The following is a 23,808-nucleotide window of genomic DNA, read 5'->3' on the forward strand; positions in this document are numbered from 1 at the left end:
ATCTATGAAAGCATCAGGCATGATTAGCCAACACGATTTAACAATTTTTGAGACAAGCCGAACATTTCTGTTCGGTCTTGCTTATCGACTGCTGGGAACAACAAGTGATGCTGAAGATGTCTTACAGGATATTTTTATAAAATGGCAACAGCAACCTAAGCAAGATATTCTCAATCCTCAAGCTTGGCTGACCTCTGTATGCACACGCCATTGTATTGATCTACTCCGTGCTCACCACAGATCTAGAACTGAATATACGGGAACATGGTTACCTGAACCCTATCATCATACAGAAACATTCTCGGTCGAATCCGACTATACCCTCTCTACTGCTTTTCTTTTGATTCTTGAAAAACTTTCAGTTAAAGAACGTGCAGCATATTTACTACATGACATTTTTAATCTTGATTATGTTGAAATTTCAGAAATCCTTCGGGAACAACAAAGTAATTGTCGACAATTGGTGGCCCGTAGCAGGAAACGTATTGCGGATGAACCGAACATTCTCTCGAATCATCCGACTCAGCAGCAAATCAACTTACTCAATGCATTCAAGGTCGCCATTCATTCACACGACCTGAATCAACTCACACAATTACTTAGTGACGATATCCAATTTGCAGCGGATGGCGGTGGTAAAGTCTCAGCTATTCGACAGCCTTTCATTGGCCAACCGCCTATATTACGTTTCTTTGAACGCTTGCTTTTTCAAGCGTGGACTGAACTCTCTTGGGATATGTGCCATATCAATGGCGGTGTCGGTTTTAAACTCTATGACTCAGACCATTGTTGTGTCATGGTACTTACTTTTGCTTTCAATGATCAGCAACAACTGCAAAGCATTTATTCTTTACGTAATCCAGATAAACTCAAATAAAAAGGCCAACCGAAGCTGACCTTTTTATTCAATTCAATCTAAAACTTAGTTTTGACGTGCTTTAATGGCTTGTTCAAGTTGCGTCAAAATCGGATTTAGAATCGCCTGTTTGCGTTTAAAGCTGGCTTTATTGACAATTAAACGTGAAGACACTTTGCAAATTTCTTCCAAAGCTTCCAGACCATTGGCACGCAAGGTATTGCCTGTATCCACTACATCAACAATATAGTCACCCAGACCAACCAAAGGTGCAAGCTCCATTGAACCATACAGCTTAATCACATCAACCTGCTCACCTAAACTCGCGTAGTATTGTCGGGTTAAATTGACATACTTGGTGGCAATCTTTAAACGCCCTTTAGGACGTTCCATACCGACCTTACCCGCAGTCATCAGCTTACAGTTGGCAATTTTCAGGTCAAGCAACTCGTAAACATGCTGGGCACCATGCTCCATCAACACATCCTTACCTGCCACCCCAAAATCTGCTGCACCGTTCTCCACATAGGTCGGTACGTCAGAAGCACGCAGAATCAGGATACGTACTTTTTTTTGCGTGGTTGGAAAAATTAACTTGCGTGATTTATCTGGGTCTTCAAGTAAATTGATGCCTGCATTTTCCAGTAATGGCAAGGTTTCCTTTAAAATTCGGCCCTTACTGAGTGCTAAAGTTAAACCATGATCAAAATTACCCATCACATCAAAATTCGGATCATCGTTTCTTAAGTCATTCATGCTTTTACCCGCTTAATCTGCGCCCCTAAACTTTGCAATTTTTCTTCCACACGCTCGTAGCCACGATCAATATGGTAAATACGATCAACCAGTGTTTCACCCTCTGCAACCAGCGCAGCAAGAACGAGTGAAAACGAGGCGCGTAAATCGGTTGCCATAACAGGCGCAGCTTGTAGTTTTTCTACACCTGTGACCACCGCATCATGTCCATCGACCTGAATGTTGGCGCCCATACGCGAAAGTTCAGGCACATGCATAAAACGGTTTTCAAAAATTGTTTCTGAAATTGTTGCAAAACCACGACCAATGGCATTGACGGCCATGATCTGTGCCTGCATATCCGTTGGAAACTCTGGATGAGGCAATGTTCTAAAACTCACCGCCTTAGGACGCTTGCCTTGCATATCCAGTTCAATCCAGTCCTCACCACGCGTGACTTCTGCACCCATTTCCTCAAACTTGTCCAACACACTTTCCATAATATAAGGGTTGGTGTGTGTAGTTTTGATTTTTCCACCCGTAATCGCAGCAGCAGCCAGATATGAACCTGTTTCAATACGATCAGGCACAACACTGTGTTCACAACCATGCAAACGTTCAACACCTGTCACAACCAATGTATTGGTGTCCAGTCCTTCAATTTGTGCGCCCATTTTATTGAGCATATTGGCTAAATCAGTAATTTCAGGCTCACATGCTGCATTGCGGATTGTGGTCACACCATCCGCCAAAACCGCAGCCATCAGGATGTTTTCCGTACCGCCTACTGTGACCATATCAAAAACGACTTCACCGCCTTTTAAACGGCCATCAATCGAAGCATGCACATAACCATTTTCCACTTCGATCTTCGCACCTAGTGCTTCCATCGCCTTTAAATGCAAATCCACTGGACGCGAACCTATGGCACACCCACCTGGCAATGAAACTTTTGCATTGCCATAACGTGCCAGTAATGGACCCAGCACCAAAATCGAGGCACGCATGGTTTTTACTAGATCATAAGGGGCAAATTGATTACTTAAAGTGCTGGCATCAGCATAAACAGTATCGCCCTCATAAGTGATGGTTACGCCCAGACCTGCAATAATTTTGCTGATGGTGTGTACATCTTTTAAATTGGGAACATTACGAATCGTGACTGGATCATCAGTTAAAATCGTGGCTGCCAACAATGGTAATACGGCATTTTTAGCACCAGAAATGCGCACTTCACCCTCGAGCTTAACACCACCCGTAATCAAAAATTTATCCATTAATATTTAGACTCCGAAAAGGCTTGCTTTGCGCCATTCGTCTTTTGTCATTGCACGAATGGTAACAGCGTGAACTGCACCACTCGCAATATAGGAATTCAGGGGTGCATAAACAGCCTGTTGACGAGTCACAGTCCGTTTACCATCAAATTGATCGTCAACAATGCGAAGGTCAAATTTCCCAGCTTGTCCACTCACTGCCACTTCTGCTTCAGGGAAAGCTTCTTTTAAAATTTGTGTGAGCTGCTCACTATTCATTACCAAGACCTCTTATACAAGCATTGCTGTAAAACCATATATTTTACTATAACTTTTTCACATAATTCAGTAAGGTTTCATTTTTATCTATAAAAAAAGAGGCTTTCTAAAAAGCCTCTTCGATTAGAACACCAAAATCAGGATACTAGCGCAAGTTCATGCTGATACGAACACTGCATCTTTCTATGTTTGGCAAGCTGTCGTTTTAATTTTTCTGTCAGCTTTTTAATCGAAGTATACATATCATCAGCTGTCGCCTGAGCAAACAACTCAACCCCTGGCAAACGTATAATCGCTTCCGCAATATGGTTTGCACTGCCTTTATGAGACAGTTTGTCTATTTGATGATCCTTAGCCAGCTTGATCTGCATACTATTCACATGATCCAGATGCTTGGTCATTTGGCTAAACTTCGCTTTTATATTTTCTTCAATTGCTGGTGTAATGGTTAAATGGTGTCCACGAATCGTTATTTGCATAATTCTATCCCTCACCTTTTCTCAGGATTCAAGAATATCGCTCAAACAATTTAATGCGACCTATTATGGTTCAACATATCCATTAAATCATCTCAGCGATTCCTCTAGTGTTTATTAAAAATTCATTATTCCGTCATAATGAACTCTTAGAATAGTCACACCTTTAAATTTAGATCAAGACTTTTCTTTCAGAAGATGAGGGAATATGTAACGATTCGCGATATTTTGCAACTGTACGCCGCGCCACTTCAATCCCCTCTTGTTTCAGCATTTCAGCAATTGCATTATCTGACAAAGGTTTACGTGGATTCTCGTTTGAAACCAACTTTTTGATCATGGCACGGATTGCGGTGGAAGAAGCCTCACCACCTGTTGTTGTTCCCACATGGCTAGAGAAGAAATATTTCAGTTCAAACAAACCACGTGGAGTCAGCATATATTTATTGGTTGTGACACGTGAAACAGTAGACTCATGTAATTCCACTTCCTCCGCCACATCCCGCAATACCAAAGGTTTCATTGCTTCAGGGCCCTGCTCAAGAAAAGCTCGTTGATGCTCAACAATACAGGTGGCAACTTTCAATAAGGTCTTATGGCGCTCATCAATACTCTTGATAAAGCTCTTGGCCTCTAGCATTTGATTACGCAAATAAACATTGTCATCACTTTGATCAGCACGACGAATCATGTTTGAGTAAAAGGAATTAATGCGTAATTTTGGCATGACATCAGGATTCAACTGAACCTGCCAATGCTGGTCTTTCTTCGAAACCACCACATCAGGCACCTGATATTCTGATTCTTGTTGATTAAATTCCAGCCCAGGATAAGGTTTTAAGGTTTTTAATAGATCAATAGCGCTCTTTAGTTGTTCTTTGGTTAGGCCAGTCTGCTTTAACAACTTATTTAAATCATTTGCAATTAAAAGCTCATAGCACTGTAATAATTTTTTTGCTTCAGTCAGATAAGGTACTTTTTCATGGAATGTCTCTAACTGAATTTTTAAGCATTCCGCTAAATTACGAGAACCAACACCAATTGGGTCTAAACGTTGAATATACTTTAAAACAACAATAATCTCATCTTGCTCAATCTCTTCATCATTCTCCACTTCCCGCAACAATCGAGTAGTGGCCAACAAAATATCATCCAACTCTGCATCCAAAAATCCCTTGTCATCCAAAGAATCAACAATGCAATACGCAATTAACTTATCTACTAAAGAAAAATTCAGCAGATTCACCTGCTCTAAAATATGTTCCTTTAAGCTCAACTGAATCTGACGGTTATCTTCTCTCTCTTCATATTCTGGAGAAGCCAAGGCAGTAGATTGATGGGTGTAAATATCATCCCATTCTGTATCAACAGGTAAGTCATTCGGTAGATGATCAGCATTCAGCTCAGTGGTTAAGTCACCTGTTTCAGAAGTTTCAAGCGTAGTTAAACTTTCTGTCGTATTAATTTCTTCAATTTTCTCTAATAAAGGATTACTATCAAGTTGAATTTGTATTTCCTGTTCCAGCTCCAAACTTGAAAGTTGTAATAAACGAATTGCCTGCTGTAATTGAGGAGTTAACGACAAGCTATTCGCAACTTTCAACCCAACAGATAATTTCATAACACGCTCCTTTTATGAATAAGCAAAAAACATGCCTATTCATATATTTATAACATAAAGCAATGTTTACGCCTATAAGGAAGCACATAATCTTTAAATATTTATTTATAAAAAGAAAAGCCAATGAAACATATTGTTGAAATATTTCTCTTGTTGTTAAATGTAGACAAATATTGAGGCAATCACTATTTTTCTAGCATATATTTCTTCAGCAATAAAAAACCTCCCAACATTGGTTGGGAGGTTTAGTATTTAAAAGCTGGCGATGACTTACTCTCACATGGCAAACGCCACACTACCATCAGCGCGAAGAGGTTTCACTTCTGAGTTCGGGAAGGGATCAGGTGGTTCACTCTTGCTATTGTCGCCAGCAAACTGTTGTGGTGTTTTGGGGTCTTATTGATCATGTTGTGTTTTCACTTCATGTCTGCCTTACTTACGAACCAAAGAGTTATTAACGGATTAGATATTGAGTCTAACTTTGTGTTCAGCATTTTAACTAGTTTTTACACTAAATCAAGTTATGTATTGAACTTATCTTGAATACAACAACTGTTTGGGTGTTGTATAGTCAAGCCTCACGAGCAATTAGTATTGGTCAGCTTCACACGTCACCGTGCTTCCACACCCAACCTATCAACGTCCTGGTCTCGAACGGCTCTTTAGAGGAATAAATTCCTAGGGAAATCTTATCTTGAGGTAGGCTTCCCGCTTAGATGCTTTCAGCGGTTATCCCTTCCGAACATAGCTACCCGGCGATGCGACTGGCGTCACAACCGGTACACCAGAGGTTCGTCCACTCTGGTCCTCTCGTACTAGGAGCAGATCCTCTCAAATTTCCAGCGCCCACGGTAGATAGGGACCGAACTGTCTCACGACGTTCTAAACCCAGCTCGCGTACCTCTTTAAATGGCGAACAGCCATACCCTTGGGACCTGCTTCAGCCCCAGGATGAGATGAGCCGACATCGAGGTGCCAAACACCGCCGTCGATATGAACTCTTGGGCGGTATCAGCCTGTTATCCCCAGAGTACCTTTTATCCGTTGAGCGATGGCCCTTCCATACAGAACCACCGGATCACTAAGACCTACTTTCGTACCTGCTCGACTTGTGGGTCTCGCAGTTAAGCGCGCTTTTGCCTTTATACTCTACGCGTGATTTCCGACCACGCTGAGCGCACCTTCGTACTCCTCCGTTACTCTTTAGGAGGAGACCGCCCCAGTCAAACTACCCACCAGACATGGTCCTCGCCCCGGATTACGGGGCAGAGTTAGAACCTCAACATTACCAGGGTGGTATTTCAAGGACGGCTCCATTGGAACTAGCGTTCCAACTTCAAAGCCTCCCACCTATCCTACACAAGTAAGGTCAAAGTTCAATGTCAAGCTGCAGTAAAGGTTCACGGGGTCTTTCCGTCTAGCCGCGGGTACACTGCATCTTCACAGCGATTTCGATTTCACTGAGCCTCTGCTGGAGACAGCGCCGCCATCATTATGCCATTCGTGCAGGTCGGAACTTACCCGACAAGGAATTTCGCTACCTTAGGACCGTTATAGTTACGGCCGCCGTTTACTGGGGCTTCGATCAAGAGCTTCGCTTACGCTAACCCCATCAATTAACCTTCCAGCACCGGGCAGGCATCACACCCTATACGTCCACTTTCGTGTTTGCAGAGTGCTATGTTTTTAATAAACAGTTGCAGCGGCCTGGTTTCTGCGGCTGCCAACCGCTCAGGGAGCAAGTCCCATCACCGTCAGCAGCGTACCTTCTCCCGAAGTTACGGTACCATTTTGCCTAGTTCCTTCAGCAGAGTTCTCTCAAGCGCTTTGGTCTACTCGACCTGACCACCTGTGTCGGTTTCGGGTACGATTCCTGTGTAACTGAAGCTTAGAGACTTTTCCTGGAAGCATGGTATCAGCCACTTCACTGTACAAGTACAGCTTGCTATCGACTCTCAGCATAGAGCACCCCGGATTTGCCTAAGATGCATGCCTACTGTCTTCCACCTGGACAACCAACGCCAGGCTGACTTAACCTTCTCCGTCCTCTCATCGCATTACACAGAAGTATTGGAATATTAACCAATTTCCCATCGACTACGCCTCTCGGCCTCGCCTTAGGGGTCGACTCACCCAGCCCCGATTAACGTTGGACTGGAACCCTTGGTCTTTCAGCGAACGGGTTTTTCACCCGTTTTGTCGTTACTCACGTCAGCATTCGCACTTCTGATACCTCCAGCATACTTCTCAATACACCTTCTTCGGCTTACAGAACGCTCCCCTACCACGTAACTTAAAAGTTACATCCGCAGCTTCGGCACATAGTTTTAGCCCCGTTACATCTTCCGCGCAGGCCGACTCGACTAGTGAGCTATTACGCTTTCTTTAAAGGGTGGCTGCTTCTAAGCCAACCTCCTAGCTGTCTATGCCTTCCCACATCGTTTCCCACTTAACTATGATTTTGGGGCCTTAGCTGGCGGTCTGGATTGTTTTCCTCTTGACTACGGACGTTAGCACCCGCAGTCTGTCTCCCGGATAGTACTCATTGGTATTCGGAGTTTGCATCGGTTTGGTAAGTCGGGATGACCCCCTAGCCGAAACAGTGCTCTACCCCCAATGGTATTCGTCCGAGGCGCTACCTAAATAGCTTTCGGGGAGAACCAGCTATCACCAGGCTTGATTAGCCTTTCACCCCTATCCACAAGTCATCCCCTGGCTTTTCAACGACAGTGGGTTCGGTCCTCCAGTTAGTGTTACCCAACCTTCAACCTGCTCATGGATAGATCGCCTGGTTTCGGGTCTATACCCAGCAACTAAACGCCCTATTAAGACTCGATTTCTCTACGGCTCCCCTATTCGGTTAACCTCGCTACTGAATATAAGTCGCTGACCCATTATACAAAAGGTACGCAGTCACCGAACATGTCGGCTCCCACTGCTTGTATGCATGCGGTTTCAGGATCTATTTCACTCCCCTCACAGGGGTTCTTTTCGCCTTTCCCTCACGGTACTGGTTCACTATCGGTCAGTCAGGAGTATTTAGCCTTGGAGGATGGTCCCCCCATATTCAGACAAGGTTTCACGTGCCTCGCCCTACTCGTCATCATTATGTGTGCCCTTTCGTGTACGGGAATATCACCCTCTACGTTCGCACTTCCCAGAGCGTTCCACTAAAACACACATAACTTAATGGGCTACTCCCCGTTCGCTCGCCGCTACTAAGGGAATCTCAATTGATTTCTTTTCCTAAGGGTACTGAGATGTTTCACTTCCCCTCGTTCGCCTTGCAACACTATGTATTCATGTTGCAATACCTACCTTATGGTAAGTGGGTTCCCCCATTCAGATATCTCCGGATCACAGGATATTTGCCGCCTCCCCGGAGCTTTTCGCAGGCTATCACGTCTTTCTTCGCCTCTGACTGCCAAGGCATCCACCACATGCACTTAATTACTTGACTATACAACCCCAAACAGTCGCTAACCCTTACAAGTAAGGTTAGGACAGATTGCTATGCTCGTTTTTCAACTTACATCGCTCTCATCCAGTTTGTTGCTTCGTGAATTTAATCACCGTACAGCTTCAATCTAAATTCATATACCAAAACGCTTGATTCAGTGTTTTTGCTAGTTCTCATTTCTAACAACTCAGCTTAAAGAATTAATTCTTCTTGCTTTGTTATTGAATGAGTGAACAATTTATTTCAGACTCAAATTCTAATCTGTTAATGATTAACTACAGCCTCGTCAGCTTGCAGTAAACTGTGATAAATCACAGAAGTTAATAAATCTAAATCAATCTCTTGATTCACCTTATTTATTAAGTTCTATAATTTAAAAATATCTTTCACTACCATATTAGATCAGATACTACGCGCAGCATAGCTGCTTGTCTTGCGCTTCGGCAAAGCGTTGCTTTGCTGATCGAAGCTCTGGTGGAGACTAGGAGAGTCGAACTCCTGACCTCCTGCGTGCAAAGCAGGCGCTCTACCAACTAAGCTAAGTCCCCAGCTTACAATCATAATGAACGACATATCTTTTTATCTAGTAGCTTGTGATTATTCATCACTTCGTCAGTAGTGGTGGGTCTGACAAGACTTGAACTTGTGACCCCACGCTTATCAAGCGTGTGCTCTAACCAACTGAGCTACAGACCCTGAGAAATAAAAGAAGAGATCGTTGATCTCTTCTTTTATTTCGCAAGACAAGCGCAGCGCGTAGTGCACGACTTATCTCTAAAATTAAAAAAGAGAAACAATACTTTTTCTATCTTTCATTCGATATATCTCGAAGAACAACTTGTTGTGGATTCTTACCGATCGTCAATCTTTCGTTAAGGAGGTGATCCAGCCGCAGGTTCCCCTACGGCTACCTTGTTACGACTTCACCCCAGTCATCGGCCACACCGTGGTAAGCGTCCCCCCTAAGGTTAGACTACCTACTTCTGGTGCAACAAACTCCCATGGTGTGACGGGCGGTGTGTACAAGGCCCGGGAACGTATTCACCGCGGCATTCTGATCCGCGATTACTAGCGATTCCGACTTCATGGAGTCGAGTTGCAGACTCCAATCCGGACTACGATCGGCTTTTTGAGATTAGCATCCTATCGCTAGGTAGCAACCCTTTGTACCGACCATTGTAGCACGTGTGTAGCCCTGGCCGTAAGGGCCATGATGACTTGACGTCGTCCCCGCCTTCCTCCAGTTTGTCACTGGCAGTATCCTTAAAGTTCCCATCCGAAATGCTGGCAAGTAAGGAAAAGGGTTGCGCTCGTTGCGGGACTTAACCCAACATCTCACGACACGAGCTGACGACAGCCATGCAGCACCTGTATGTAGATTCCCGAAGGCACCAATCCATCTCTGGAAAGTTTCTACTATGTCAAGGCCAGGTAAGGTTCTTCGCGTTGCATCGAATTAAACCACATGCTCCACCGCTTGTGCGGGCCCCCGTCAATTCATTTGAGTTTTAGTCTTGCGACCGTACTCCCCAGGCGGTCTACTTATCGCGTTAGCTGCGCCACTAAAGCCTCAAAGGCCCCAACGGCTAGTAGACATCGTTTACGGCATGGACTACCAGGGTATCTAATCCTGTTTGCTCCCCATGCTTTCGTACCTCAGCGTCAGTATTAGGCCAGATGGCTGCCTTCGCCATCGGTATTCCTCCAGATCTCTACGCATTTCACCGCTACACCTGGAATTCTACCATCCTCTCCCATACTCTAGCTGACCAGTATCGAATGCAATTCCTAAGTTAAGCTCAGGGATTTCACATCCGACTTAATCAGCCGCCTACGCACGCTTTACGCCCAGTAAATCCGATTAACGCTCGCACCCTCTGTATTACCGCGGCTGCTGGCACAGAGTTAGCCGGTGCTTATTCTGCGAGTAACGTCCACTATCCTAGAGTATTAATCCAAGTAGCCTCCTCCTCGCTTAAAGTGCTTTACAACCAAAAGGCCTTCTTCACACACGCGGCATGGCTGGATCAGGCTTCCGCCCATTGTCCAATATTCCCCACTGCTGCCTCCCGTAGGAGTCTGGGCCGTGTCTCAGTCCCAGTGTGGCGGATCATCCTCTCAGACCCGCTACAGATCGTCGCCTTGGTAGGCCTTTACCCCACCAACTAGCTAATCCGACTTAGGCTCATCATTTAGCGCAAGGTCCGAAGATCCCCTGCTTTCCCCCGTAGGGCGTATGCGGTATTAGCATCCCTTTCGGAATGTTGTCCCCCACTAAATGGCAGATTCCTAAGCATTACTCACCCGTCCGCCGCTAAGATTAGGTGCAAGCACCCAATCCCCGCTCGACTTGCATGTGTTAAGCCTGCCGCCAGCGTTCAATCTGAGCCATGATCAAACTCTTCAGTTTAATATCATTTGTGCTTTATTCTAAGCACCAAATCTGGCTCATCAATTTTCTGACAAATATTTCTCAAATAAACTTCGAGTAATTTCTACCATTCAATCAATGAAAATATATTCGATCGATCAATCAGTAAAAATCCACACAAGTTGTTCTTCTATTCTCTTAATGATCTTCTCAATGATTCGTCATCATCAAGCTAGGTCGGCTATGTTACTCTAAATCTCTTTAAAGTCAACAGGTAATTTCAACTTTATTTTAAACCACTTTAAATAATTGATTTAAAACAACTTTCAATCAACAGCACCGCCGATGGAGTCGCATTATAGATCATTCTAAATACCTTGCAAGTGCTTTTTTAAATTAATATATCCAAGTGAACAATTTTCAATCAAAAACACTTTCCAGCTTATATTTTTCAACCGAATTTGTTTTAATACCAGAAGAACAATTAAACTATATGCCGTTTCTATATAATGTTTGCATCAAGGCAATCATTTAATGACTGTAATTTCGCTCTAACGCGATTAAGGACTTATATGCATTACTCAAATTTTATCTTGCTTGGGTTGTTAACTGCTGGAGCATGTTCATCAGTATTCGCGCAAGAGACTCCCAATGAATCGGCAGACCAGAGCAATACTACTGAGAATCAGGCAACAACCGAACAGAAAAACCCGACCACGATTCAAGCAATAAAAGATTTGAAGCATCTCACCAAGAATGATTTAAAAGTAAATGCAAATGCAGCTCAGCCTGATGCGGTAAAAGACCCTTTACAACCATTGAACCGCCAGATTTATGCATTCAATGACATGCTGGACCGTAATATATTAAAGCCAGTAGCCATACAATATATTGCCAAGGTTCCAGAAGAGGTTCGTAGTCCTTATCGTCAGTTCAGGAAAAACTTGGGTGAACCGTGGAATGCAGTCAACCAGTTCATACAGGGCCGCCCAACACGTGCAGCTAAAAGTCTAGGTCGCTTCACAATCAACACCTTAACGACTTTAGGCTTTGCTGACCCTGCACGTCGTCTGGGATTGCCAACAGAAGAAGAGAGTTTTGGGGTAACGCTAGGCTATTATGGTATTGCCTCAGGTCCTTATGTCATGCTGCCTTTCTTTGGCCCCAGTACGTTCCGTGATGGTTTTGGTTTGCTCGCTGATAGTTATGGTCGCCCTCAAAAATATTTGCTGGATGATCAGAAAGGCATATATTGGTCAACGAATTTGTTACAAGCAGTTGATGCCCGTTCCCAGATTCCTGATATTGAGGAAAGCCTGAAAGGCGATAAATATGCGATGATTCGTGATTTCTACCTACAGCGTAAAGCTTTCCAAATTGCTGAAAAGCATGGGGATTCGTCTGATATTTCATTTATTAGTGATGAAGATGATACAAATGACTCATCTGCTGATGACAAATAAAAAGACAAGATTTTTCCCTATGGACTTCAGTATTGCCAAAGATTTCAAATGTTGGCAATACTATGTTTTTCATCATCTTTCATCTATGATGAATTAAAAAATGATCATACAAAGGATCGGCTATTCATCTATGTATTTCATTCAGCCCACACGCTCAATACCTTGTTTAGATCAGTCATTGAATGAGTTACCGAGTTTACAAGTCATTCATGTTGATGATCTAGATTTGTATGATCCCACAATTATTGCAATTGCAGATGTTCAGGACTTTTTAAAATACCAATGGAAGTTGCCTACCATTGTGCTGGCTTTTGAAGATGAAGGAACTGCTCTGGCACAAGCATGGGAAATGGGAGCATTGGCAGGCTGGATCTGGGATAGCCTACCTAAAAATCCTGTTCATGCCTTATTTAAAATTGATGCCCAGTATAAACGTAATCAGGATAGCCGCGATCTACCTTCCGCCGCTGAGTTACAGAAGCGCCTTTTACCCAATCCAATTGAACTACCCAATTATCAGTTTGAGTCCTTTTTTCAGCCTTCTGCCTATCTTTCAGGGGACTGGTATGATTATTGGCGTCTGAATGATGAAGAAATTTTATTCTATCTTGCCGATGTGTCAGGGCATGGGGTGACCAGCAGTTTATTGACCTCATGGATGGCGGCATTTCATGGTAGGTCAAAGACACCAAGCCAGCTCATCCAAAAGCTCAATGCCATGCTGGTACAGGAAAACATTGAAAAGCATATCACTATGGTGGCAGGGGTTCTAAATTTGGTTAGCCACGAAGTGCGTTGGTCAAGTGCGGGGCATTATCCTCCCCCAATCATTTTTGAACCAAATCAGCCTCCCCAGATTCTGACAACCAGCAGCTTTCCATTAGGCTTGACCGAAGAACTGGAAGTGGAAGAGCATCATTGTGTACTAAACCGTCATTCCCGCTTTATTTTATGTTCCGATGGCGCACTGGAACCTTTTGATGGCGGGTTAAATGAGCAATTTAACCAACTGGTCACCCACCTTCAAAACAACTCTTTCCAGCCTCCCGACCATGTGGCTGATGATATTGCCATTCTGAGTTTATGCCGAATGAATTAATTTTAAAATCAATGTTTTAATTAGATCACAGCATCCAACCACTTGTGTCTAGAATATCACTATGGGATAATTTTATATCCTTTCTCTGAAAATGGCATTTATATGTCAACAGGTCATGTTGAATATGCAAGCTTAAATGGAACGCATATTTTCAAGCTTATTGGCGAAGTGCGTGCCCAATCTTGTATAAGTTTGGACAAGCTACTCAACAAGATTGAACAGCAGCAAAATGTTGTTGGTGCAATCGTTGATTTAACCCAGACCACATTTATTGATAGTACTGTCCTGGGCGTACTTGCAAAACTCGGTCTTAAGCTTAAACAAGTCCATCACATACAGGCAGTCATGCTTTCAACCAATCCAGATATTACCACCCTGGCGAATAGCATGGGGCTGGGGCAGGTTTTTGTGATCCTGAATTACTGCGGCGATCCTAGTGTGTGCACGCTGGAGCTAACAGAAGAATTTGTGACACACAGTGCAATGTTAAATACAGTACTGGACGCGCATAAGACCCTGATGCGCCTGAATGAAAACAATCAGAATATGTTTGAACCACTGGTCAAGCAGTTGCAAAAAGAACAGGATTGTTTAAACCAGGATACTCAAAAACAAAACGCCTGATCGTTGCCTCCTAATATTGTGGTACCTATATGAGTCTGCTTTCTGTTGTACAAATGAACTCTCAAGATGACATTGAAACGAATTTCACTGTCATTGAGTCATTGATTCAGCAAAGTAAGGCCCAAGATGCTGAACTGATTGTCTTCCCTGAAAATTTTGTCTGTTTTGCCGCAGGTAAGCAACGCGAGACCGCAGCACAGTTTGAGGCTATTCAGCAACGACTGGAACAGCTTGCTCACCGCTACCAGATCTGGATTGTTGCGGGTACACTTCCCTGCCCATTTCGTCCTGATGGCTCAATCATTCAGGATGGTCGTGTGCGTACCGTCAGTTTATGCATTAGTCCTGAGCGTACAGAAGCACGTTATGACAAGATCCATTTGTTTGATGTTCAGGTGGGTGACGCTGTTGGGGGTTATCAGGAATCAAGATTTTTTGAGCCTGGTGATGAGGTTGTTGTTGCCAGAACATCTTTTGGTAATCTCGGACTAATGGTATGTTATGACTTGCGTTTTCCAGAACTCTCGTTGATGTTACGCACCAAAGGGGCGAATATTCTAACCGCGCCCGCCGCATTTACCTACACAACAGGCAAACTGCACTGGCAACTGCTGCTACAGGCACGTGCCATGGATAGCCAGTGTTTTGTTCTTGGTTCTGCACAGCAAGGCTGGCATGGGGAACAGCGTCAAACCTGGGGGCATGCAGGGATTACGGATAGTCGTGGTCAGCTTTTACAGATGATAGACACTGAGGGGCATGGTTTAGTAACCAGTGCTTTTGACCTTGATGAACAGAATGCCATTCGCCATTCCATGCCACTCATACAGCATCGCAGATTAATCAATTACTAAACACATCATAAAGCTTAGCTAATACAAAATATGTGCATACGGTAAATATCTGACCATAATGATCAACTTTTTCAAACTTTGGGCGTACCGCCATCAACGTTGTTAGAGCCGCCGACTCAGCAGAAAAATGATTGATTTTGACGATATCTTTAAGATGCGATTTTGAAGTACTCAAAATAATACGAGAAACCATAAGATTGGTTAGATCATCGATCTAACCAATCTTGCCAGATTCATTATGACGTAGATTTTGACTTAATCTTACGCAACAACCATACATCCTGTTCCCAATTTCTGAGCAGACGCTCATAACTCGCTTGCGTTTTCATTAACCTTAATGTATGTGGCGAACCTTTGCGTATGGTTTCCATCGCAAGATCAACCGTTGTATTACGAATGGCATTTTCAACCAGTGTTCGCTCAGCTTGGTTTTTCCGATAATCAAAAATTTCTTCTGTCGCTGATTGCATAAAGTCTGCAAGCATCTGCCAAACCTGTACATTATTTTGGGTATCAGGTAAAGCACGTTGCCAATCTTTAGGTGGCTGGGGTGGTTGATCTACACGTTGTTGCAAATATTGCTGACAGTAATCCATTAATTTCGCATGAATTTTGCCTATACTCTGGTTTTTCAGTAGTTGCGGAACAAGTGTCTGATGAATATATTTCCAGTCAAGATGCGTAATCATTGCCTGACTGATACAATCAATCCAAGCCTGATTGGGTGACAATTGAGCATCTAGTGCAAATAAATGTGTAAGTGCGGAACTGCTCAATTGTATTGAACCAGAACGTGGTAATTTTGCCCAATACATTGGCAACAGGTCCATCTGTATTTGAATTAATTCAGCATATTTCGTATCAGACAGCAATACACAGAACACTGCCAAGAGTTTTTCTAAAAAGCTAGGATAAATTTCTGTGGTTATTTTTTCAAAAAATTGCACATGCTCATTTTGAGGCAACCAATCCAAAAGCTTTTGCCAATATTCTGCATCAATCCGATTAAATAATAACTGCAAGTATTCATATTCAATCTTATTGAGAAAAGCTTGATGATTTTGCCAAATAAGCCAATCTACAACAGCATTGAAATGGTCGGGTTGACGGCAACGATCACCAAATCCATAATCCAGTTGTTGATTGATCGCTGCAATTTCCAGCTTGGATGCCGTTTGATTTTGAGTAAAATATGCCATCCAGCTCAGTTGAGTTGCAACATCTTGCTGTGCCAGTAATTGCACGTTTTGTTCAGGAGACCAAATCACCACTGCAGCATGATGATACCAATGTGTTAAATCAGGCCCGTAATTTCCCATAAACCCTGTAGATTCTTTCACAATTGGTTCACCCTCATCCACTGCAAATGAGGTGATTAAATCATTTTCTTCAAAGTGAATATGGCTTAAAGCAGGATATTCATTATCAAGCCAATTCTCAATATCTAAAGATTCATCATGGATTTCATCTATTTCTGCATTTTCATCACCACCCTCTTCCCCATAGCTATAATTATAGCCATCATCAACAGGCGTTCCTGATTGATAGGCAGTAACCAAACAGAGTTTAGCGTAATAGCCCATTTTCTTGGCAGCTTTGAGTAAAACATCCGCTTTATAGCGATCATTTAATTTTAAAGCATGATAGGCAAAATTTTCAGGGGTATATTGGTGTCCCAATAAAGTGATATAAGGTTGATCTGATGGGTAACGTTGAAAAATATCAACCAAATTATCAACATATTGGCTCATGGAGTGTAATTCAATTTTAGGGGCTGTTTTTTGTTGTATCAGATTATAGACCAGACATATCCGATAGCCTGATGTCAGCAGTTTGATCTCATGGTCACAATCTGCATAAAATGCAGCACAGTTTATTGTATAGTTTGCGGCATCCTGTGCAAAATCAGCAATGATTTCTTCACCATCAAACTGAATGGATAACTCGCCTCCAGTATAATGAGAGGGAAGATTGATAATCAGTGAGCCAAACATGCCTTTTTCTTTTTCAGCGTCTTTGTGGGATAAAAAGAAATCTCCCGTTTGATAAACCAATAATTTATAAGGGCTTGCTGTAATGGTATAATCTTTTAGACCTAAATCAGTTTTTATCTGTTCAAGTTGCTGATCTAAGAAACGCTGCCATTGTGGATTAGCAAACTGAAATTGTGCTGCATCAATTTGCTGTGTACGTCTCACCTGTGTATCAACAATCGTTTCACTACCTTTACCAAAAGGTGCTTGTTCTGCAACGCATAATAATGCTTTCGCGTGTATTTCATGTAGAGGGAATGAAATTTCTCCAACTCCCTCAACGTGTAAACCAGGTAATATGAAATCGTGACGTTGTATAGTGGCGAATTTTCCACTTCCTTTTAATGTTCGCAAACAGGAAAGTATTTCTGTTTTTAAGTGTTTGATTGACATATTTAAGTACTGTCTACGACCTATTCCTAAACCTCTTCACTTTGATTGGTCACTCTCAACACTTCTTCCAGAGTGGTTTTACCAGCCAAGACTTTTCTTAAGCCATCATCACGAATTGAACCTGCGTAACGGCGCGCATGGTTTTCCAGTTCATATTCAGCCGCATTGCCATGAACCAAACGACGCAAAGATTCATCCACAGGGACAATTTCATAGATTGCAGTTCGGCCACTAAAGCCAACATGAGAGCATTGCTCACACCCTTTAGGTTCAGGCAATTCCATGTGTTGATCCACATTTAAATGCTGAAAAACCTGTCGTTCAAAATCATCGGCCTTACGCCAGGTTACGCAATGCGGGCATAGGGTTCGAACTAAACGCTGTGCAATCACACCAATCAGGGAGCTCGCCAGCAAGAATGGTTCAATCCCCATATCTTTTAAGCGTGTTACTGCACCAATAGCGGTATTGGTATGTAGTGTGGAGAGTACCAAGTGACCTGTCAGTGATGCCTGTACCGCAATTTCAGCCGTCTCAAGGTCACGGATCTCCCCCACCATTACCACATCAGGGTCTTGACGCAGCATGGCTTTCAAGGCACGGGCAAAGGTCATATCTACTTTAGTATTGACTTGTGTCTGCCCAATCCCTTCAAGCTGGTATTCAATCGGATCTTCGGCGGTCAAAATATTACGTGTATTGTCATTAAGATCAGACAATGCAGCATACAAGGTTGTGGTTTTACCCGAACCTGTCGGCCCCGTCACCAGAATAATGCCATGCGGACGATGTACCAGTTGGGTCAGACGCTCATAGTCATTTTGCATTAAACCCAAATGGGTCATGTTCAAACGTCCAGCCTGCTTATCCAGCAAACGCATTACCACACGTTCACCGTGAGAGGACGGTAATGTCGAGACACGCACATCGACCTCACGGCCCGCCAAACGCAGTGAAATACGGCCATCCTGAGGAATACGTTTTTCTGCAATATCCAGTTTTGCCATGACTTTAATACGTGACACTAACAACGGCGCAAGTTCACGGCGTGGCTGTACGATTTCACGTAGTTGCCCATCAACCCTCAAACGTACTGAAAGTTTCTTCTCAAAGGCCTCGATATGAATATCAGATGCACTGACACGAATCGCTTCTGACAATAACGCATTAATCAGGCGAACAATCGGCGCATCATCTTCCTGATCCATTAAGTCTTCGGCTTCAGGTACTTGATCGGCAAGGCTGAGTAAATCAGGATGGTCTTCCAGACCCGCCGCAACCTGTTGCGACTCACCCGTGTCACCCGCATAGCTGGAGCTGAGCAAAGCATGAAATTCCTGATCGCTACACAATTGATCGTGGGCAGATTTCCCCAAAATTCGACGCGCTTCCTGCAAGGCAATCCGTGCGGTGTCTTTCCGTCGCACAATAAATGCCTGATCGCCCTCGTAACGTAACAAAACGCCATGTCTTTTGGCAAAACTATAAGGAATTTGTATTTGTTTAAGTATTTGCATCATACAAATAATGATAAAAAAGATGCTTGAGTGTACTCTAAGCGAGTTACAGCGTGAAGTCTGTTTAGCATACTCACACAGGAATTTTACATCTTGTCTCAAAATAATTCATATCAAAAGCAGCAATTTCAGCCGCCTCATGCCAACATTTTGAAATGGTGGGGAGAACAACAATTTGAAATTCAGCAGGCCAAGGCCTGGCAATTCGGTTCACTGTTATTTCGCCTGACCCGTGGCATTAAGGAATGGCGTTTGGAATATCATCGCCCTCAATATCAGCACGATTATGAACAACAATGGAAAATGCTGAGCGATACTGAGTTTGCAATGCCACAGCCTGCAAAGATCGAACGTTATATGTTCCATAATACCCAAAGTACATTTCACTTAATGCCCCGTTTGGCAGATCGTTCGGTGGTAATCAAGCCTGTAGACCCAATTTATATCCCAGCAGGTCAACGCGGAACACTTTATATCAGTACGCCCTTATGGATTGCAGGCTTGGTTGGGGGATTGACTGAACCTTTATTTGATATTCCCATCATCCAGCCGAAAGATACCTGGTTTGGAAAAGACCCCCAGCATGGTGAAATTTGTTATGCCACCTCGGTGGATGGGCGCACTGACTTAAATCTGCTCAAACCACGTGCATTCCGTGCCGTCACCCCGATTGAGTTTCATAACACCAGCCAGCATCAACTGCGTTTTGACCGTATGAATGTGCCCGTGCCCGCGCTTCCTCTGTTCTATAGCGAAAGTACAGGACGTTTATGGACCTCACAAATCAAGGTCCATTATGAGGGTGCGGAACATCCAGCACGTATCCGCATTGAAAACAAAACACCAACTCAGGCAGGCGAGGTCATTTATGTCCACCCACCACGGGCACCTGGCAGCACCTTGTTCAATATGTTCGATTCATTCTTTTAAGAGGTTTTTATGGCAGAAACCAGCATTCCCAAAGATGTGGCAAATAACCTGACCGACACCCTGAAAAGTATATTCACAGGTATTAATCTTGATCGGCTGAGCGAAATTCTGGTTGCCATTATCTTGTGCTTTATTGGTTTCCTGATCGCACGTCTTGTTTCAAACACCTTTATCCGCACCATTGGCAGTCGTTTAAATGCGCATCAGCGTTTATTGTGGCGCAGGGGGATTTTTTATTTTATTTTCCTGCTGTTTATTATGACCAGCTTAAGGGAAGCAGGTTTTAAACTCAGCGTTTTCCTGGGTGCAGCGGGGATTTTAACGGTGGCTTTAGGTTTTGCCTCACAAACCTCTGCCACTAACCTGATCAGTGGTTTGTTCCTGATTGGTGAAGGTTCTTTTGAGGTGGGCGATACCATTCAGATTACCCTGATTCGTGGGCAGACCATTGAGGGACAGGTGATTTCAATTGACCTGCTGTCTGTGAAACTGCTCACACTAGATAATGTCTATATTCGCCTACCCAATGAGCAACTGATTCGAACACCTGTGATGAACCTGTCCAAATATCCCATACGGCGGATTCCCATCACGTTGGCGATTAATTTCCATGAGGACATCATTAAGGTAAGGCAGGTATTGCTGGATGTCGCAGCCAAATATCCTTTGGTGATGGATGATCCAAAGGCAACCGTGACCGTAACCGCATTTCGGGAATCCTCAATTGAATTGCTGTTTTCTGTCTGGTGCCGTCAGGAAAATGCCCTAAAGGTTCGCGATGAGATGCAGGAACGGGTACGAAATGGCTTTGTGGAAAATCAGATCGAAATCCCTGTACCGAAAATGGGCTTGATTGACCGCCCCATCCCACTTGAGGATGATGAGATTGATCAATATGCCCATCAGAAAGAACTTAAAAAAGAGCAGAAAGAGAGTTGATTAGCCCTCTTTCTGACTTTCCTCAAACGCAGGTGGCAAAGGTGCGAGATAGGCAATCACCAGCATGACCGCACCCGAACCGATAAATGAAATCACGCGCGTCAATGTGCCGCTTTGCGATAAGTCCAGCAGTAATAATTTAGCCACCACAATGCCCAACAACGCAGCACCCACAAACCAGATTTGGCGGATATGACGGCGACTGGAAAAAGTCATCAGGATAAATGCCAGAATCACCCATAATAAAGTCAGGCTGAGCTGCACATCACCATTTGACCAAATGTCCAATCCCCACAATGGCGTACCCAGATAATGATGCATGGCACGCACCACCACGCTGCTCAACACCAATAAACCAATTAAAATAGTGGTGACTTTAAAGCCCCACTCGACAGACTGCTCGGTGGTAAAATCATGATGATAAATAATCCAGATCATACCAACGAACATCAGCAAGGATAGAATATCCGTGAAGTTCAGCAACGGTAAAAAATAATATTGCTCAGCAGAATAGGCATCAAGGTTGACCAGCACTAGCCACAACAGGGTCAGGCACCAGACGGGAAGCTGATGTAGTAACTGTGTCCTATTCGTTTGAAACAGCCAAGCACCGTAGATAATAGGGATTATTGCAAGGGCAAGGATTGGCATCATAGGGAAAATAGCTAAACCAACACTTGCCAGACTCAACCAAAGCAATGTAGACCAAATCGCCAGATATGCTTTTGAAGAAGTGAGTTTTAAGGTTATCAGCATGATCGCCAATACAACCGAAGCTACGGCAAAGCTGAACTGGCTTAAACCACTCGGCCAATGCCAGACCGAATACACATTTGCCGCGAAACTTTCCCCATAGAGCAGGAACAGCAGACCACCCAATAAAATCAGTTGCACATTTCCCCACTGCAATTGTGATTTTAAATGAACAGCAAGGCTAAAACCAGCCATCAAAACCGTTCCAATCGCAAGATAAGGACTCAGTCCATATTGCTGCCACTGCATCAACTCAACGCCCGCAACTGCACCTGCATACAGGCCAAGCGCAAGGAAAATCCCGCTAAGCATACGTGCGCTAAAATACTTTTCAACTTCTTGGTAATGCAATAAATAAAATGCTGAAATAAATTGTGCTAAAGCATAAATCACCGTACTGAGTATTGGAAAATGATCATTTGACCAAATCTGAAAAATCAGTGCCACTGAACTGAACAATACCAAGATCACACCAATATAACGGCTCAAACGATAGCGCTCGGTTACACCCCAAACGATTAATGCGGTTCCCTGTATCACCCAGCCTGTGGAAATCCAGTGTGCACCTTTTGCCAATGGGAAAATCAGTGCGACAAAAACTACAGCAAGGATAAAGAAGCTTTTTGCCAAGATGGAAAGTTGTGGATGCTGCCGTTTAATCCACAGATTTAATGAAATATAGACAATTGCCAAGGCAACTGCCCCCAAGGTCATGGCCTGGGTGGAGTTATGCATCAGGTAGGCATGCAGTGAAAAGCCCAGTACAGGCACACTAAAAATCAGCCCCACATCCAGAATGGGTTGTAAGCGCTGGGTTTTCTGCCCTGTGTCCTGATTTAAATTTAGGTCATGGTTTTTAACCCGCAACATTAACTGGCTATAACGGACACTGAGCCAGATAAACAGCGCGATATGCAACCATAAAATCCAGTCCAGTGTAGCAAATTGCTGCGTCTTGGCATAAATTCCAATCACTGCCCCACCAATAAACATGGTGGCAAAAAAAGCGATTTGATGCAGGATTTTCCAGGGTTGAATAAAATTAACCGCTGCAACAGCTAAATTAATTAACAAGTAATAAGCAAACAGGAAAATCACATCAGGATGATTTTGTGGAATTACCAATGGCGCAAGATAGGCCATGCTCAAGGCCAGCATTGCCAAATACAAGGCTTGTTGCTTTAAGCTAAGATAAACCGTCACCAACAGTAAAATGACAAACAGAATACTGGCTGTGGTTAAACTGCCTATGACAGCAAAATGATGTGAGAAAATCAGGGTTAAAAAGACAACGGCTAAACCCACACCTTGCAAGGCAACTGCAAACAACTGGTTTTTCTTTTGCAGCCAATAGCCAGCAATGGTGGTGATAACACCCGCACTGGCAATAAATCCCAGTTTGACACCCAGACTCAATTGCCAATGTTCACTGGCAAAACGCAGTAGCAACACTACACCCACCATCAACACGGCCACAGCAACACGCAGGATTGGATTACCATGTATCATCCAGTCGAATGCAGGTTGCCACCAAGCCTGTTCTTTCGCTATGGGTGGATTGTTGGGGGATATGGAATCGTGAATATCCATATTTGGAGTTGCTGCGACATTGGCCTGCATCCACGCTGGATGCTGGGCTTCAAAACTTGGTGTAGTTGTTGGTGTGGTGTGGTCGATCTCAATATTTTGAATATTACCTAAAGCTTCTGCTTTTGAATCGGCATTTGTATATTGTTCCAGATGAAGCAACCGTGTTTGAAAGGCGCTGATGGTTTGAATCAGGCAGAGCATAAGCACCAGCAACGCACCACCTGCCAGCCACATCCATGTATTTGCATAGGCAAAAAGCGCAACCAGCGCCGCGCTATAAATCACGATGCGTTGCATTCCAATACCAGCAGACTGGGCAAAATAGCTGGGTGCCGCCTGCTCAAGCTGAAGCAAACGCTGATGAATCTCGGAAAGGATGTGTACAATAACAACAGTTAGTCCTATTGCGGCGGCAATAATCGTCCCCTGCCATTGAAATGCGATTGCACTGACGAGCAATATAGTCAAGGCAACCAGAACAATGACCATTCCCTGTTTATCTTTTTTATACATGGGTTTATATCAATTATCACAGCTTCATTGAAGCTATCTTACTTGA

15 protein-coding genes, 2 tRNA genes and 3 rRNA genes are annotated in these 23,808 nt (G+C 43.6%); 7 read left to right on the plus strand and 13 right to left on the minus strand.

Translation table 11 applies throughout. The annotated features are described in order from the left end of the window. The first annotated feature begins 4 nt into the window (after positions 1-4). Positions 5-877: a sigma-70 family RNA polymerase sigma factor gene (locus tag F988_RS10870; protein ID WP_004683006.1), complete on the plus strand. Its 873-nt coding sequence runs from the start codon at positions 5-7 to the stop codon at positions 875-877. 45 nt (positions 878-922) lie between these two features. On the opposite strand, the gene hisG is transcribed toward F988_RS10870, so the two are convergent. The 10 genes from hisG to F988_RS10920 all read right to left on the minus strand — a co-directional run bounded on the left by hisG (position 923) and on the right by F988_RS10920 (position 11,093). Continuing rightward, positions 923-1,612 carry an ATP phosphoribosyltransferase gene (hisG, locus tag F988_RS10875; protein ID WP_004683007.1) on the minus strand — a complete coding sequence of 230 codons (690 nt, stop codon included), beginning with the start codon at positions 1,610-1,612 and terminating at the stop codon, positions 923-925. Then, positions 1,609-2,868: a UDP-N-acetylglucosamine 1-carboxyvinyltransferase gene (murA, locus tag F988_RS10880; protein WP_004683008.1), complete on the minus strand. Its 1,260-nt coding sequence runs from the start codon at positions 2,866-2,868 to the stop codon at positions 1,609-1,611. Before murA ends, hisG begins: the two co-directional genes overlap by 4 nt. A gap of 6 nt (positions 2,869-2,874) precedes the next feature. Continuing rightward, complete coding sequence (gene ibaG / locus F988_RS10885; RefSeq protein WP_004683009.1) at positions 2,875-3,126, minus strand: BolA family iron metabolism protein IbaG; 252 nt, start codon at positions 3,124-3,126, stop codon at positions 2,875-2,877. A 137-nt stretch (positions 3,127-3,263) separates the two neighbouring features. Beyond that, positions 3,264-3,605, minus strand: a complete 342-nt coding sequence (gene hpf / locus F988_RS10890; protein ID WP_004683010.1) for a ribosome hibernation-promoting factor, HPF/YfiA family — start codon at positions 3,603-3,605, stop codon at positions 3,264-3,266. Between the two features lie 169 nt (positions 3,606-3,774). Continuing rightward, a complete protein-coding gene (locus tag F988_RS10895; protein ID WP_004683011.1) occupies positions 3,775-5,223 on the minus strand; it encodes an RNA polymerase factor sigma-54 in 1,449 nt (482 codons plus the stop codon). 257 nt (positions 5,224-5,480) lie between these two features. Then, a 5S ribosomal RNA gene (rrf, locus tag F988_RS10900) occupies positions 5,481-5,595 on the minus strand. Between the two features lie 195 nt (positions 5,596-5,790). After that, a 23S ribosomal RNA gene (locus tag F988_RS10905) occupies positions 5,791-8,683 on the minus strand. A gap of 472 nt (positions 8,684-9,155) precedes the next feature. Then, a tRNA-Ala gene (locus F988_RS10910) sits at positions 9,156-9,231 on the minus strand. 71 nt (positions 9,232-9,302) lie between these two features. After that, positions 9,303-9,379, minus strand: a tRNA-Ile gene (locus F988_RS10915). Between the two features lie 177 nt (positions 9,380-9,556). Next, positions 9,557-11,093, minus strand: a 16S ribosomal RNA gene (locus F988_RS10920). The 16S, 23S and 5S rRNA genes sit together here with 2 tRNA genes alongside, the layout of an rRNA operon. 533 nt (positions 11,094-11,626) lie before the next feature. Here F988_RS10920 and F988_RS10925 point away from each other — a divergent pair. The 4 genes from F988_RS10925 to F988_RS10940 all read left to right on the plus strand — a co-directional run bounded on the left by F988_RS10925 (position 11,627) and on the right by F988_RS10940 (position 15,094). Further along, positions 11,627-12,517: an MlaA family lipoprotein gene (locus F988_RS10925; RefSeq protein ID WP_004683013.1), complete on the plus strand. Its 891-nt coding sequence runs from the start codon at positions 11,627-11,629 to the stop codon at positions 12,515-12,517. A 130-nt stretch (positions 12,518-12,647) separates the two neighbouring features. Further along, a complete protein-coding gene (gene gigA / locus F988_RS10930; RefSeq protein ID WP_004675729.1) occupies positions 12,648-13,616 on the plus strand; it encodes an RsbU family protein phosphatase GigA in 969 nt (322 codons plus the stop codon). 102 nt (positions 13,617-13,718) lie between these two features. After that, positions 13,719-14,240, plus strand: coding sequence for an anti-anti-sigma factor GigB (gigB, locus tag F988_RS10935; RefSeq protein ID WP_004675727.1), 522 nt, complete (start codon positions 13,719-13,721; stop codon positions 14,238-14,240). A 29-nt stretch (positions 14,241-14,269) separates the two neighbouring features. Further along, positions 14,270-15,094 carry a carbon-nitrogen hydrolase family protein gene (locus tag F988_RS10940; RefSeq protein WP_004683015.1) on the plus strand — a complete coding sequence of 275 codons (825 nt, stop codon included), beginning with the start codon at positions 14,270-14,272 and terminating at the stop codon, positions 15,092-15,094. Positions 15,095-15,330: 236 nt separating this feature from the next. Here F988_RS10940 and F988_RS10950 read toward each other — a convergent pair whose 3' ends face one another. Together F988_RS10950 and gspE are read right to left on the minus strand one after the other, a co-directional pair. Beyond that, the gene (locus tag F988_RS10950; protein ID WP_004683019.1) at positions 15,331-17,520 is read right to left on the minus strand and encodes a 2OG-Fe(II) oxygenase; all 2,190 of its coding nucleotides are present in this window, start codon (positions 17,518-17,520) and stop codon (positions 15,331-15,333) included. A 26-nt stretch (positions 17,521-17,546) separates the two neighbouring features. Further along, entirely contained in the window at positions 17,547-19,037 is a 1,491-nt protein-coding gene (gene gspE / locus F988_RS10955) for a type II secretion system ATPase GspE (RefSeq protein WP_004675720.1), read from the minus strand. Positions 19,038-19,130: 93 nt separating this feature from the next. Between gspE and F988_RS10960 the strand changes: the two genes are divergently transcribed. Continuing rightward, on the plus strand, positions 19,131-19,967 hold the full coding sequence (locus F988_RS10960) for a hypothetical protein (RefSeq protein ID WP_004683021.1): 837 nt from the start codon (positions 19,131-19,133) through the stop codon (positions 19,965-19,967). A 9-nt stretch (positions 19,968-19,976) separates the two neighbouring features. Continuing rightward, the gene (locus tag F988_RS10965; RefSeq protein ID WP_004683023.1) at positions 19,977-20,906 is read left to right on the plus strand and encodes a mechanosensitive ion channel family protein; all 930 of its coding nucleotides are present in this window, start codon (positions 19,977-19,979) and stop codon (positions 20,904-20,906) included. On the opposite strand, the gene F988_RS10970 is transcribed toward F988_RS10965, so the two are convergent. Next, entirely contained in the window at positions 20,907-23,762 is a 2,856-nt protein-coding gene (locus tag F988_RS10970) for a DUF2339 domain-containing protein (RefSeq protein ID WP_004683024.1), read from the minus strand. Positions 23,763-23,808: the final 46 nt, after the last annotated feature.

Source organism: Acinetobacter parvus DSM 16617 = CIP 108168 (assembly GCF_000368025.1).
GTDB lineage: Bacteria > Pseudomonadota > Gammaproteobacteria > Pseudomonadales > Moraxellaceae > Acinetobacter > Acinetobacter parvus.